This is a genomic window from Micromonospora sp. NPDC047557 (genome assembly GCF_043205095.1).
Lineage (GTDB): Bacteria > Actinomycetota > Actinomycetes > Mycobacteriales > Micromonosporaceae > Micromonospora.
Genome location: NZ_JBIDDK010000002.1, coordinates 219,005 through 232,060, shown reverse-complemented (window position 1 = coordinate 232,060; position 13,056 = coordinate 219,005). Strand labels below are relative to the sequence as shown.

At 71.2% G+C, this 13,056-nt stretch carries 9 protein-coding genes; 6 read left to right on the top strand and 3 right to left on the bottom strand.

Translation table 11 applies throughout. The annotated features are described in order from the left end of the window. Positions 1–72: 72 nt before the first annotated feature. The gene (locus ACGGAQ_RS08830; RefSeq protein WP_393046802.1) at positions 73–984 is read left to right on the top strand and encodes an NAD(+)/NADH kinase; all 912 of its coding nucleotides are present in this window, start codon (positions 73–75) and stop codon (positions 982–984) included. 22 nt (positions 985–1,006) lie between these two features. Here ACGGAQ_RS08830 and pgm read toward each other — a convergent pair whose 3' ends face one another. Then, positions 1,007–2,650 carry a phosphoglucomutase (alpha-D-glucose-1,6-bisphosphate-dependent) gene (pgm, locus tag ACGGAQ_RS08825; RefSeq protein WP_393046078.1) on the bottom strand — a complete coding sequence of 548 codons (1,644 nt, stop codon included), beginning with the start codon at positions 2,648–2,650 and terminating at the stop codon, positions 1,007–1,009. A gap of 28 nt (positions 2,651–2,678) precedes the next feature. After that, on the bottom strand, positions 2,679–3,911 hold the full coding sequence (gene glgC / locus ACGGAQ_RS08820; protein ID WP_393046076.1) for a glucose-1-phosphate adenylyltransferase: 1,233 nt from the start codon (positions 3,909–3,911) through the stop codon (positions 2,679–2,681). A 72-nt stretch (positions 3,912–3,983) separates the two neighbouring features. Between glgC and glgA the strand changes: the two genes are divergently transcribed. Further along, a complete protein-coding gene (gene glgA / locus ACGGAQ_RS08815; RefSeq protein ID WP_393046074.1) occupies positions 3,984–5,189 on the top strand; it encodes a glycogen synthase in 1,206 nt (401 codons plus the stop codon). A 50-nt stretch (positions 5,190–5,239) separates the two neighbouring features. On the opposite strand, the gene ACGGAQ_RS08810 is transcribed toward glgA, so the two are convergent. Next, entirely contained in the window at positions 5,240–6,184 is a 945-nt protein-coding gene (locus tag ACGGAQ_RS08810; RefSeq protein ID WP_393046072.1) for an inositol-3-phosphate synthase, read from the bottom strand. Between the two features lie 160 nt (positions 6,185–6,344). Here ACGGAQ_RS08810 and ACGGAQ_RS08805 point away from each other — a divergent pair, with 160 nt between their 5' ends. From ACGGAQ_RS08805 to glgB, 4 genes are all read left to right on the top strand, one after another. After that, a complete protein-coding gene (locus ACGGAQ_RS08805) occupies positions 6,345–7,595 on the top strand; it encodes a DUF222 domain-containing protein (RefSeq protein ID WP_393046070.1) in 1,251 nt (416 codons plus the stop codon). A 251-nt stretch (positions 7,596–7,846) separates the two neighbouring features. Continuing rightward, positions 7,847–8,611 carry a hypothetical protein gene (locus ACGGAQ_RS08800; RefSeq protein WP_393046068.1) on the top strand — a complete coding sequence of 255 codons (765 nt, stop codon included), beginning with the start codon at positions 7,847–7,849 and terminating at the stop codon, positions 8,609–8,611. A gap of 107 nt (positions 8,612–8,718) precedes the next feature. Continuing rightward, the gene (locus tag ACGGAQ_RS08795; RefSeq protein WP_393046066.1) at positions 8,719–10,962 is read left to right on the top strand and encodes a maltotransferase domain-containing protein; all 2,244 of its coding nucleotides are present in this window, start codon (positions 8,719–8,721) and stop codon (positions 10,960–10,962) included. Beyond that, positions 10,950–13,052, top strand: coding sequence for a 1,4-alpha-glucan branching protein GlgB (glgB, locus tag ACGGAQ_RS08790; RefSeq protein ID WP_393046064.1), 2,103 nt, complete (start codon positions 10,950–10,952; stop codon positions 13,050–13,052). Before ACGGAQ_RS08795 ends, glgB begins: the two co-directional genes overlap by 13 nt. Positions 13,053–13,056: the final 4 nt, after the last annotated feature.

Below are 13,056 nucleotides of genomic sequence, written 5' to 3'. Positions count from 1 at the left end.
CGCCGGCGTACCTTCCGCCCGGTACGCCGGACGCGTCCGACGCCGGTGTGGTGAGCTGTACGGGTGTCGGGGCTGGGACTGGTACTACACCCCACCCGGGATGTCACCGAGGTGGTCGGGATCATCGAACGGTGGGCGACGCGCCACCACAAGTCGCTCTACGTGCGCGCGGAGGACAAGCACCGGGTGCCGGCCAGCGTCGAGCCCCTGCCGGAGAACGAGGTGGCCGTCCGCGCCGACGCGTTGATCAGCATCGGCGGCGACGGCACCATGCTGGGCGCGCTGCGCTCCGCCGTCCTCGACCCGAAGCCCGTACTCGGCGTGCACCTGGGTCGGCTGGGTTTCCTCGTCGAGATCGAGCCGCCGGCGCTGCCCGAGGCGCTGAGCCGGCTGCTGTCGAAGGACTTCACCATCGAGTCACACGCCTGCCTGGCCTGCGACGTGTGCGGCGACGACGTGGTGGCGTTCAACGACATCGCGCTGGTCCGGCGGCCCGGCTCGGGCTTCGTCACCGCCACCCTGGCCATCGACGGGCAGCAGTACGGCTACTACCGCGCCGACGCGGTGGTGGTGAGCACGCCGATCGGCTCCACCGCGTACAGCTATGCCGCCGGCGGCCCGTTGATCTCCCCGGCGGCGGACGCGGTGGTCGTCACCCCGTCGGCGCCGATGGCCGGCATCTCCCGCTCGGTGGTGCTCTCCGGGGACGAGAAGATCCGGCTCGACTTGGAGCCGCACTCGTCGGCCGTCGTGGTGGAGATGGACGGGCTGGTGTTCCGGGACGCGGCTGACGAGGGCGCGGTGGACATCAGCTACCGGCGCAACGCCGGGCTGGTGGTCCGCTTCGACCCGCTGCGGTACCAGGAACGCAACCAGTTGAAGATGAGCCTGCTCGACCTGCCCTTCCTCCCCGAACAGCTCAAGGCACTCCTCCCAAAGGAACTCCAGAACCCCAACGAAGAAGAAATCCCTCCCCGCTGCTAGCTCTCCACCCGCTCCCCGGCCGTCAGGACTGGGTCAGGGCTTTGTCTACCAGGGATTTGGCTTCTTCCTGGATTCGCTTGAGGTGCTCGGGGCCCTGGAAGGACTCGGCGTAGATCTTGTAGACGTCTTCCGTGCCCGAGGGCCTTGCGGCGAACCAGCCGGACTCGGTGCTCACCTTGAGGCCGCCGATCGGGGCGTTGTTGCCGGGGGCGGTGGTCAGGGTCGCGGTGATCGGCTCACCGGCCAGCTCGGTGGCGTCGACCTGGTCCGGGGAGAGCTTGGCGAGGACGGCCTTCTGCTCCCGGCTGGCCGGGGCGTCGATGCGGGCGTACGCGGGCGCGCCGAACCGCTCGGCCAGCTCCGCCCAGTGCTCGCTCGGGCTGCGCCCGGTGGTGGCCAGGATCTCGGAGGCGAGCAGGCAGAGCAGGATGCCGTCCTTGTCGGTGGTCCAGGTGGAGCCGTCGCGGCGCAGGAACGACGCCCCGGCGCTCTCCTCACCGCCGAAGCCGACCGAACCGTCGAGCAGGCCGGGCACGAACCACTTGAAGCCGACCGGCACCTCCAGCAGCGGCCGGCCCAGGTCGACGGCCACCCGGTCGATCATCGAGGAGGAGACCAGGGTCTTGCCGACCGCGGCGGCCGGACCCCAGTCGGCGCGGGTGCGGAACAGGTGCCCGATCGCCACCGCCAGGAAGTGGTTGGGATTCATCAGGCCGGCGTCGGGAGTGACGATGCCGTGCCGGTCGGCGTCGGCGTCGTTGCCAGTGGAGATCTGGTACTCGGCACGGGCGGCGATCAGCGACGCCATCGCGTTCGGCGAGGAGCAGTCCATCCGGATCTTGCCGTCCCCGTCGAGGGTCATGAACCGCCAGGTCGGGTCGACCGTCGGGTTGACCACGGTCAGGTCCAGCCGGTGCCGCTCGGCGATCTCCCCCCAGTACGCCACGCTGGCACCGCCGAGCGGGTCGGCGCCGATTCGGATGCCGGCGTCGCGGATCGCGTCGATGTCGATCGCCGCCGGCAGGTCGTCGACGTAGTGCGCGAGGAAGTCGTACTCCCCGGTGGTGTCGGCGGCCCGGGCCCGCGCGTAGGTGATCCGGCGGACGTCCTTGAGCCCGGCGGCGAGGATCGCATTGGCGCGATCCTGGATCCAGCGGGTGACGTCGGTGTCGGCGGGCCCGCCGTTGGTGGGGTTGTACTTGAAGCCCCCGTCGTCGGGCGGGTTGTGTGACGGGGTGATGACGATGCCGTCGGCGAGGCCGCTGGTGCGGCCCCTGTTGTGGGTGAGGATCGCGTGCGACAGCGCCGGGGTGGGGGTGTAGCCGTCGCGGCTGTCGACCAGCACGGTGACCCCGTTGGCGGCGAGCACCTCGAGGGCGTCCACGGCGGCCGGCGCGGAGAGCGCGTGCGTGTCCCGGGCCAGGAACAGCGGGCCGTCGAGGCCCTGCTCCCGCCGGTAGTCGCAGAGCGCCTGGGTGACGGCGAGGATGTGGTCGGAGTTGAACGCGTTGCGCAGGCTGGAGCCCCGGTGGCCGGAGGTGCCGAAGGACACCTGCTGCGCCGGGTCCGCGGGGTCCGGATGCTCGGCGTAGTAGGCGGTCACCAGGCGCGGCACGTCGACCAGGTCGGCGGGCTCGGCGGGCTGGCCGGCACGGGGATGGGTCACGGGGTCTACCTCCTTGATAGTGCGACGGTCACGGCTCGACCCGCTGGCCCTTGCCGATCACCACGATGCCGTTGTCGGAGACGGTGTAACGCTGCCGGTCCTTCTCCAGGTCGACGCCGATCTCGGCGCCCTCGGGGACGAACACGTTCTTGTCCAGGATGGCCCGGCGAACCACCGCGTGCCGGCCGATCTCGACACCCTCCATCAGCACCGAGCCCTCGACGTGCGCCCACGAGTGCACCCGCACCTTCGGCGACACGATCGAGTTCTCCACCAGCGAGCCGGAGATCACCACACCCGGCGAGACCATCGAGCCGACCGCGCGGCCGACCCGCTCACCCCACTGGTGGACGAACTTCGCCGGCGGCCACGGCGGCTGCTCGGTGTAGATCGGCCAGTCGAAGTTGTAGAGGTTGAAGACGGGGTGCACGTTGATCAGATCCATGTGCGCGTCGTAGAACGAGTCGAGCGTTCCCACGTCGCGCCAGTAGCCGCGGTCCCGGTCGGTGCTGCCCGGCACCTCGTTGTCGCGGAAGTCGTAGACGTTCGCCTCGCCCCGCTCGACGAGCATCGGGATGATGCTGCCGCCCATGTCGTGCTTGCTGGACTTGTCCGCCGCGTCCCGCTCCACCACCTCGCACAGAGCGCGGGTGGTGAAGACGTAGTTGCCCATCGAGGCGTAGATCTCGTCGGGCGCGTCCGGCAGGCCGACCGCGTCGGTGGGCTTCTCGCGGAACGCACGGATCTTCCGACCGTCCTCGCCGACCTCGATGACACCGAACTGGTCGGCCATCGAGAGGGGCTGACGGATGCCGGCGACGGTGACCGCCGCGCCGGAGGCGATGTGGTCCTCCACCATCTGCCGCGGGTCCATCCGGTAGATGTGGTCGGCGCCGAAGACGATCACGTAGTCGGGCTGCTCGTCGTTGATGAGGTTGAAGCTCTGGTAGATGGCGTCGGCCGAGCCGGCGAACCACCACGGACCACGACGCTGCTGCGCGGGCACCGGGGTGACGTAGTTGCCGAGCAGGGTGGACATCCGCCAGGTCTTGGTGATGTGTCGGTCGAGGGAGTGGGACTTGTACTGGGTCAGCACGACGATCTTGAGATAGCCGGCGTTGGCCAGGTTGGAGAGGACGAAATCGACCATGCGGTACATCCCGCCGAACGGGACGGCCGGCTTGGCCCGATCCGTGGTGAGTGGCATCAGGCGCTTGCCCTCCCCACCCGCCAGGACGATCGCGAGCACCTTGGCAGCCATGCCACGACGCTATCCACCCGCGTCGGACTTCACCACTCGTACGGGGACTCTTCTGCACTAGGGTGCGGGGTCATGACGGAACCCACCCCGCTGCGCGTCGATCTGCTCACCCGCGAGTACCCACCGGAGGTCTACGGCGGCGCGGGCGTGCACGTCGAGTACCTGGCCCGGGAGTTGCGCCACCTCACCGACGTGCGGGTGCACTGCTTCGGCCTGCCGCGCACCGAGCCGGGCGTCACGGCGTACGCCGATCCGCCCGGCCTGACGGGCGCGAACGCCGCGTTGCGGACGATGGGTGTGGACCTGGAGATGGCCGCCGGCACCGCCGGCACCGACGTGGTGCACAGCCACACGTGGTACGCGAACCTGGCCGGGCACACCGCGAAGCTGCTGCACGGGGTGCCGCACGTGGTGACCGCGCACAGCCTGGAGCCGCTGCGGCCGTGGAAGGCCGAGCAGCTCGGCGGCGGCTACGCGCTCTCCTCGTGGATCGAGCGCACCGCGATGGAGGCCGCCGACGCGGTGATCGCGGTCAGTGCGGGAATGCGCAACGACGTGCTCGCCGCCTACCCGCAGATCGACCCGGACCGGGTCCAGGTGGTCTACAACGGCATCGACACCGTGCAGTACGCGCCGGACTCCGGCACCGACGTGCTGGAGCGGCTCGGCATCGACCCCGCGCTGCCCAGCGTGGTGTACGTGGGCAGGATCACCCGGCAGAAGGGCCTGCCGTACCTGTTGCGGGCGGCCCGGGAGCTGCCGGCGGACACCCAGCTCGTGCTGCTCGCCGGCGCGCCTGACACAGCCGAGATCGCCGCCGAGGTCCAGGAGCTGGTCGCCGAGCTGCGGGCCAATCGCTCCGGCGTGGTCTGGGTGGCCGAGATGCTGCCCAAGCCCGAGGTGATCCAGGTGCTCACCCACGCGACAGTCTTCGTCTGCCCCTCGGTGTACGAGCCGATGGGCATCGTCAACCTGGAGGCGATGGCCTGCGAGACGGCCGTGGTGGCGACCGCCACCGGCGGCATCCCCGAGGTGGTGGCCGACGACGAGACGGGCTTGCTGGTGCCGATCGAGCAGGCCACCGACGGGTCGGGGACGCCGCTGAAGCCGGAGACGTTCGTCGCCGACCTGGCGGCGGCGATCAACACGCTGCTCGCCGATTCGGCGCGTACCGAGCGGTTCGGCCTGGCCGGCCGGCGGCGCGCCGTCGAGCACTTCTCCTGGGACGCCATCGCCCGGCAGACCCTGGAGGTCTACCGGTCCGTTGGCGCGGCCTGAGGGAGACGGAGTCGTGGCAGCTGGTGAGAACCAGCTGCGCGCCTTCGGCCTCAGATCGCCGTTCCCGGCGGCGACTTGAGCAACGACGTCGCCTCGGCGCAGTAACCACCACGCCCGTTCCGGAGCGCGCTGGCGGCGATGCGGATCAGGTCGATGTTGACCCCCGCAGCGCCACTCGGATCGTGCACCGTCAGCTTCACGTCGAGGCTCACCGCTGTCTCACCCCAACCCTGCGCCTCGATGTTGAGGTGAGCCACCTTCTGCGACGCGAGATGCGGCAGGTAGCCGAGCGGGGCGACCTCCACGCTGTCAGCCGCCGACAGGGCGTTGAGCTTGGACTGCTTTTTGGTGTTGGGGTTGTCGACCAGGTTTCGGAAGTCTTCGGTGCCGCCCAGATTGACCTGGTAGGAGCTGACCAGCGTGAGGCCCCGCTCCTGAAGCAGCCGCAGCAGCGCGTTGTGCAGCACCGAGGTGCCGAACTGGCTGGCCAGGTCATCGCCGAGCAGCGGCAGACCGGCGGCCTCGAACCTGTCCACCAGGTGCGGATCGCGGGCGACCGCGTCGGACGTGGTGTTGATGAAGGCGACACCCGCGGTGTGAGCCGCCTCGGCGTACGCCCGGGCGGTCTCCGGCCGGCCACTCGGCGCCGAGTAGAGCAGCACCTCCGCCCCGGCCAACGCCGCCGCTACCCGCGGCACTCCGGTAGCGTCGACAAGGCCCTTCGTGACGGGCACACCTGCTCGGGGTAGGTCGCAGTCCAGCCGAGGGAAGTTGTTGGGCGGCAGGAAGATCGCCTCGGTCAGGTCCCGACCGATCTTCTCCGCGGAGGTGGCGAAGGCGGCGACGACGTCGATGTCCCCCACCCCGAGGCCGTCGACCAGCGGCCGGCGAATGCCGACCAGGCTGCCGCTCTGGCGGTAGAGAGAAAGCCCCTGCACCAATGCCGACGTGTTGTTGCCGACGCCGACAACCGCGACCTTCACCCGTTCGATCATGGCCGGAGGCTACGGCACCTCGGCGCGTTCGGCGGTGCGGCGATCCGCTCCGGCCGGACCCGCAGCGGCAGGTCGGCCGACGGTCGATCGGCCGATTGCGCGGAACGCGGCGGAGCGACCAGCGCCGGAAAGTGTCGTACATCTGTTCTAGTCTCTCATCATGATCGATGCGTTGGAGCAGGCGGATGCCGCGGTGGCGGCCTGCTTCGACACGCCCGTCTGGGCTGCCCGCGAGCGCGACCTCGTCGCGGCGCTGGACGCGACGCACCACCTTGAGCAACGCCTGGCCGCGGTCAAGCTGACCCTCGTGCGCGAGCTGGACGGTCGAGGCACCGCGACGGCGCAGGGCGCGTCGTCGACGGCGGTGTGGCTGCGGGATCGGTTGCGGCTCGGGGTCGGTGCCGCCCGGCGGCTGGTCGAGTTGGCCGCCACCCTCGACACCGTCCCGCCCGGTGTGCGCGACGCGTTGGTCGGCGGCGCGGTCGACGTGGAGCAGGTGCGGGTCATCTCCGGCACGGTCGAGACCGTGCACGCCGTCGCTGGCGCGGAGGCTGCCGACAAGGCCGTCGGTGTCCTCGTCGAGTGGGCGAAGCAGTTCGACGCCGCCCTGTTGCGCAAGCTCGGCACCCGCATCCTCGACCACGTCGCGCCGGAGGTCGCCGACGCCGCCGCCGAGGCGGCGCTGCGGGCGCAGGAGTCACGAGCCGCCCGCGACCGGCACGTCACCGTGAGCGAACAGCCCGACGGGCGGCTACGGTTCTCCGGGGTCCTCGACACCGAAGCCGCCGCCATGCTGCGCGCCGCCATCGACCCCCTCACCGCACCCACCGGCCCCGACGACACCCGCACCCCGGGCCAACGCCGCCACGACGCCCTGGCCGACGTCTGCCGACTCGCCCTGCGCACCGGCGAGCTGCCCGAGCACGGCGGTGACCCCACCCAGGTCGTCATCACCACCGGCTACGACGGGTTGACGCGGCAGTTGGGCGCCGGCGCCCTCGACACCGGCCTTCAGCTCACCCCAGAGGCCGTTCGTCGGCTCGCCTGCGACGCCGCCGTCCTGCCGGCCGTCCTCGGCGGCGCCGGACAACCCCTTGATGTCGGCCGGCAACGCCGACTCATCACCGGGCCGCTACGACGCGCCCTGGTGCTCCGGGACCGGGGCTGCGCGTTTCCCGGCTGCGACCGCCCACCCCGCTGGTGCGACGCCCACCACATCAGGCACTGGGCCGACGGCGGCGACACCAGCCTCGACAACGCGGTGCTCCTCTGCGGCCACCACCACCGACACGTGCATCGAGGCGACTGGGCCGTCCGGCTCGGCGGCGATGGGCATCCAGAATTCATCCCACCCGCGTGGCTCGACCCCGACCAACTCCCCCGCCGCAACCACTACCACCGGCGGAGATAGACAGCCGATCGAGCGTCAGCCAGGACGGTCGCCGCGCAGGCGGTCCCGACGGAGCTCCCGGAAGGATCGCGGCGGCGGCAGCCACCTGAGCCCTCACCCCCGTTCCTTGATCGTTGTCAGCTGAGCAATTCGACACGCCGAGTGCGACGCTGCTGAGGTGCCAACGATCACCGTGGCCGCCTGACGTCGTTGGCCGTCACTCGTGGGTATTGGTTCGACGCCGGGACGGCCGGCTGCCATCATGCTGAGCCATGGCGGACCATGGACCACTTCTCGCGACGTGGGCGGACGTCGACCCGGCGCGGCACTCGTTCGACCCGGTCGAGATGTCGGTGGCGGTCCGGGCGTTGGTCCCTCCGCCGCCTCCCCCGCCGGCCTTCCGCGACGGTGGGTGGGTCGGGTTTTCAGAAGCTTTCGCCTGGGTCGAGTCGGTCAGCGTGATCCTGGCCGACCGGTACGGTCAGTGGGCCCACCGCTGGTACTGGGGGCCAGGGGAGTCGGGCTTCGTGACCGACCGCATTCCGACGCCGGCGCAGGCGCCGACCTTCGTCGTCGACTCGCTGCTGGCCTGGCGGCGCTGGTTGGAGAACCTGGCTGAGCGTTTCGCCCGCATCCTGCCGTCGCTCGATCCGGCGCGGGCCGTCGGCGCGGGCGACGTCGTCGCCGCCTGGGAGGTCGCCGTCGCGGAGCTGATGACGGTCGCCGCCGCCCCCGTCGTCGAGTACGACGACGACTGGCCGGGGTGGTGCGAGATCACCCTGCGATGGTTCCTCACGGCCACCGGCATGCCGCCGGAACAGGCGCAGGCTCTCCTCGACGGAGCGCTCGGCGAGCGGCTCCACCGGTGGGTGCCGCTGACGGCGGTGGAGGTCGGCGAGGTCGCCGAACGGGTCGCCCGAGCCGTGCTCAGCCCCTCCGGGATCATGCCGGCCGGCCGAGTCGGCAACTGGCCCGACACCTGGCCACAGGGTTGGCCGTCCTGGCGGGCGACGAACACCGGCTGGAGCGCGGGGTAGGTCCTGCGACACGTCCTGTTACCCGTTGGCATCCGACGTCCTCGCCGAGAAGGGCACCTGGCGGGCTTGGCCGCGCGCGAGCGGATCTCGCACAGTAGGTTGGCGGGGTGACAGGACGGTTCCCGATCGAAGACGTCTCCCCCGTCGTCTCGTGCGGGCGATACCCGGCCAAGGCGGTCGTCGACGAGCCGGTTCCGGTGTCGGCGCGCGCCTACCGGGAGGGGCACGACGCGCTGGGCTGCAACGTGGTGTGGGCCGGCCCGGACGGCGTGCGGCGGCCGTTCACCCGGATGCGCCCCGGCGAACCGGGCCAGGACCGCTGGCACGCCACCATCCGCCCGGACGCCGTCGGCTCCTGGACCTTCGCCGTCGAGGCGTTCCAGGACCCGTACCTGACCTGGCAGAACGCGGTGACCAAGAAGATCGCCGCCGGGCAGGGGCCGGAGGACCTGGCCAACGACCTGGCCGAGGGCGCACGGGTGCTCGCCGCCGCCCGGGAGCTGGTGCCGGCCGCCGACCGGCCTCGGGTCGCCGACGCGCTCACCGCGCTGGTCGACACCGACCTGCCGTTGCCGCAGCGGGTCGACCCGGCGCTGGCACTGGCCGACCTGCTCTGGGAGCACCCGGTGCGGGAGCTGGTGACCGCCGGTGAGGCGTACACCCTCTGGGTTGACCGCAAGCGGGCGCTCTTCTCGGCCTGGTACGAGTTTTTCCCGCGCTCCGAAGGAGCGGCGGGTGGGCGCTCCGGCACCTTCGCCACCGCCACCGAGCGGCTGCCGGGTGTCGCGGCGATGGGCTTCGACGTGCTCTACCTGCCGCCGATCCACCCGATCGGCCGGATCAACCGCAAGGGCCGCAACAACGCGCTCACCGCCGGGCCGACCGACGTGGGCTCGCCGTGGGCGATCGGCGCCGCCGAGGGCGGCCACGACACGATCCACCCCGACCTGGGTACGCCGGCGGACTTCCGCGCCTTCATCCAGGCGGCCGCGGCGCAGGGCCTGGAGGTGGCGATGGACCTGGCGTTGCAGTGCGCGCCGGACCACCCGTGGGTCACCGAGCACCCGGAGTGGTTCACCACCCGGGCCGACGGCAGCATCGCGTACGCGGAGAACCCGCCGAAGAAGTACCAGGACATCTACCCGGTCAACTTCGACAACGACCCCGACGGCATCCGTGCCGAGGTGCTGCGCGTGGTGCTGCACTGGGTGGGCGAGGGCATCCGGATCTTCCGGGTGGACAACCCGCACACCAAGCCGTTCGACTTCTGGCACTGGCTGATCGCCGAGGTCAAGGCGGTCGACCCGGACGTTCTGTTCCTGGCCGAGGCGTTCACCCGGCCGGCCATCATGCACGGGCTCGGCAAGATCGGCTTCACGCAGTCGTACACCTATTTCACCTGGCGCACGACGGCCGCCGAGATGCGGGAGTACTGCGAGGAACTGGTCGCGTCGGCCGACCACATGCGGCCGAACTTCTGGCCGAACACGCCGGACATCCTGCACTCCTCGTTGCAGCACGGCGGCCCGCCGATGTTCAAGATCCGGGCGGTGCTGGCCGCGCTGCTCTCCCCCTCCTGGGGCCTGTACGCGGGCTACGAGCTGTTCGAGCACGTGGCCCGGCCGGGTGCGGAGGAGTACCTGGACAACGAGAAGTACGAGCTGCGCCCCCGCGACTGGGCCGGCGCCGAGGCGCAGGGCCGCTCGCTGGCGCCGTTCCTGGCCACTCTCAACCGGGTACGCCGGGACAACCCGGCCCTGCACCAGCTCCGTAACCTGCGCTTCCACGAGATCGACAACCCGGCGCTGCTGTGCTGGTCGAAACACGACCCGGACACCGGCAACACCGTCATCGTGATCTGCTCGTTCGACCCACGTGTGGTGCAGTGGGGCAACACGACGCTCGACATGCCGGAGCTCGGGTTCGACTGGCACGAGCGGTTCACCGTGTACGACGAGCTGACCGGCACCAGCTACGACTGGGGTCAGCGCAACGCGGTGCGGCTCGACCCGTACCTGCAACCGGCGCACGTGCTGACCGTCCGCCGCCCGACCCCGCCCGCCGCGCCGCAGCCAGCGGGCGCCGAGCCGGCGGACCTCACCGTCGCCGAGGTGCCGGACGACCTCTCCGGCGGGACCGCGCCGACGGCCCCGGCACCGACGGCCGGCGCCGGCTCGTCGGCGGGCGCTGGGACTGCCCCGCGTTCGTCCGCTCCCCGCCCGGGCGCTCCCCGCCCGTCTCCTCCCCGCTCGGCCGCAGCCCGCTCGGCCGCAGCCCGCTCGGCGAAGCCCCGCCCGTCTGCCTCCGCACCGACCGACGCCGCCCCGAAGGACGACCGATGGACCAGCTGATCACCGGCGTGACGCACGACCCGCACGCGCTGCTCGGCGCGCACCCCGCCGACGGATGGACGACGATCCGCACGATGCGCCGGGGCGCGGACGACGTGCTGCTGCTCGTCGGCGACGAACGGCACCCGATGAAGCGGGTGCACGACGTGGGCATCTTCGAGACCCACATCGAGGGCAACGTGCTCGACTACCGGGTGGAGGTCGACGGCACCGTCCACGACGACCCGTACCGCTACCCGCCCACGCTCGGCGAGCTGGACCTGCACCTGATCGGCGAGGGTCGGCACGAGCGGCTGTGGGACGCGCTCGGCGCCCGGGTCTTCGACGAGGGCGTGGCGTTCAGCGTCTGGGCGCCCAGCGCCCGCGGAGTGCGGGTGGTCGGCGACTTCACCGGCTGGGGTCCGGACGACGGCTGGCCGATGCGGTCGCTCGGCTCCAGCGGCGTCTGGGAGCTGTTCGTCCCGAATGCCCGGGTCGGGGCCCGCTACAAGTACCGGGTGCTCGGCGCCGACGGTAAGTGGCGGGACAAGGCCGACCCCCTGGCGGCGTACGCCGAGGTGCCACCCGCCACCGCGTCGGTGGTGCACCACTCGACCTACCGGTGGAACGACGCGGACTGGCTGGCCCGGCGGGCCGAGCGCCAGCCGCACCAGGAGCCGATGAGCGTGTACGAGGTGCACCTCGGCTCCTGGCGGCCCGGCCTGGGCTACCGCGAGCTGGCCGATCAGCTCACCGCGTATGTCACCGAGCTGGGCTTCACGCACGTCGAGTTCCTGCCGGTGATGGAGCACCCGTTCGGCGGTTCCTGGGGCTACCAGGTGACCGGCTACTACGCGCCGACGTCCCGCTTCGGTGACCCGGACGAGTTCCGCCACCTCGTCGACTCCCTGCACGCCGCCGGCATCGGCGTGATCCTGGACTGGGTGCCCGCGCACTTCCCCAAGGACGAGTGGGCGCTGGCCCGCTTCGACGGCACCCCGCTCTACGAGCACCCCGACCCGCGGCGCGGCGAGCACCCCGACTGGGGCACGTACGTCTTCGACTTCGGCCGCCGCGAGGTGCGCAACTTCCTGGTCGCCAACGCGCTCTACTGGTGCGACCAGTTCCACGTCGACGGGCTACGGGTCGACGCGGTCGCGTCGATGCTCTACCTCGACTACTCCCGCGACGAGGGCCAGTGGGCCCCCAACCAGTACGGCGGTCGGGAGAACCTGGAGGCCATCGCGCTCATGCAGGAGGTGAACGCGACGGTCTACAAGCACCACGCCGGGGTCGTGATGATCGCCGAGGAGTCCACCGCCTGGCCTGGCGTGACCCGACCCACCGCGGAGGGCGGGCTGGGCTTCGGCTTCAAATGGAACATGGGCTGGATGCACGACACCCTGCTCTACACCTCGAAGGACCCGATCTACCGCCAGCACCACCACCACCAGCTCACGTTCTCCCTGGCGTACGCCTGGAGCGAGAACTACGTGCTGCCGATCAGCCACGACGAGGTCGTGCACGGTAAGGGCTCCCTGGCCGGCAAGATGCCCGGCGACACCTGGCAGCGGCTGGCCAACGTGCGGGCGCTGCTCGCGTACATGTGGGCGCACCCGGGCAAGCAGCTGCTGTTCATGGGTTCCGAGCTGGCCGACGACCGGGAGTGGAGCGAGGAGCGCGGCCTCGACTGGTACCTGCTGCACGACCCGGCCCGCGCCGGCGTGCAGCGGCTCGTCGGCGACCTCAACCGCGTCTACCGGGACACCCCGGCGCTGTGGGCGCAGGACACCGAGCCGGCCGGGTTCCGCTGGATCGCCGGAGACGACGTCGCCAACAACACCGTGTCCTTCGTCCGGATCGCCCCGGACGGCTCGACGCTGGTGTGCGTGGCAAACTTCTCCGCGTCTCCGCTGCATGACTACCGGATCGGGCTACCGGCCGGTGGGACGTGGACCGAGGTACTCAACACCGACGCGCACCACTACGGCGGGTCGGGGGTGGGCAACCTGGGCGAGGTGCACGCCGAGGACGTGCCCTGGCACGGGATGGTGGCGTCCGCTGCCCTCCAGGTCCCCCCGCTGGGCGTCATCTGGCTCCGCCAGAGCTGACCGG

Coding starts and splice junctions, on each gene's coding strand:
- glgC (WP_393046076.1), bottom strand. CDS start 3,911: ATGGCTGCCAAGGTGCTCGCGATCGTCCTGGCGGGTGGGGAGGGCAAG.
- glgB (WP_393046064.1), top strand. CDS start 10,950: ATGGACCAGCTGATCACCGGCGTGACGCACGACCCGCACGCGCTGCTC.
- ACGGAQ_RS08800 (WP_393046068.1), top strand. CDS start 7,847: ATGGCGGACCATGGACCACTTCTCGCGACGTGGGCGGACGTCGACCCG.
- ACGGAQ_RS08810 (WP_393046072.1), bottom strand. CDS start 6,184: ATGATCGAACGGGTGAAGGTCGCGGTTGTCGGCGTCGGCAACAACACG.
- ACGGAQ_RS08805 (WP_393046070.1), top strand. CDS start 6,345: ATGATCGATGCGTTGGAGCAGGCGGATGCCGCGGTGGCGGCCTGCTTC.
- glgA (WP_393046074.1), top strand. CDS start 3,984: ATGACGGAACCCACCCCGCTGCGCGTCGATCTGCTCACCCGCGAGTAC.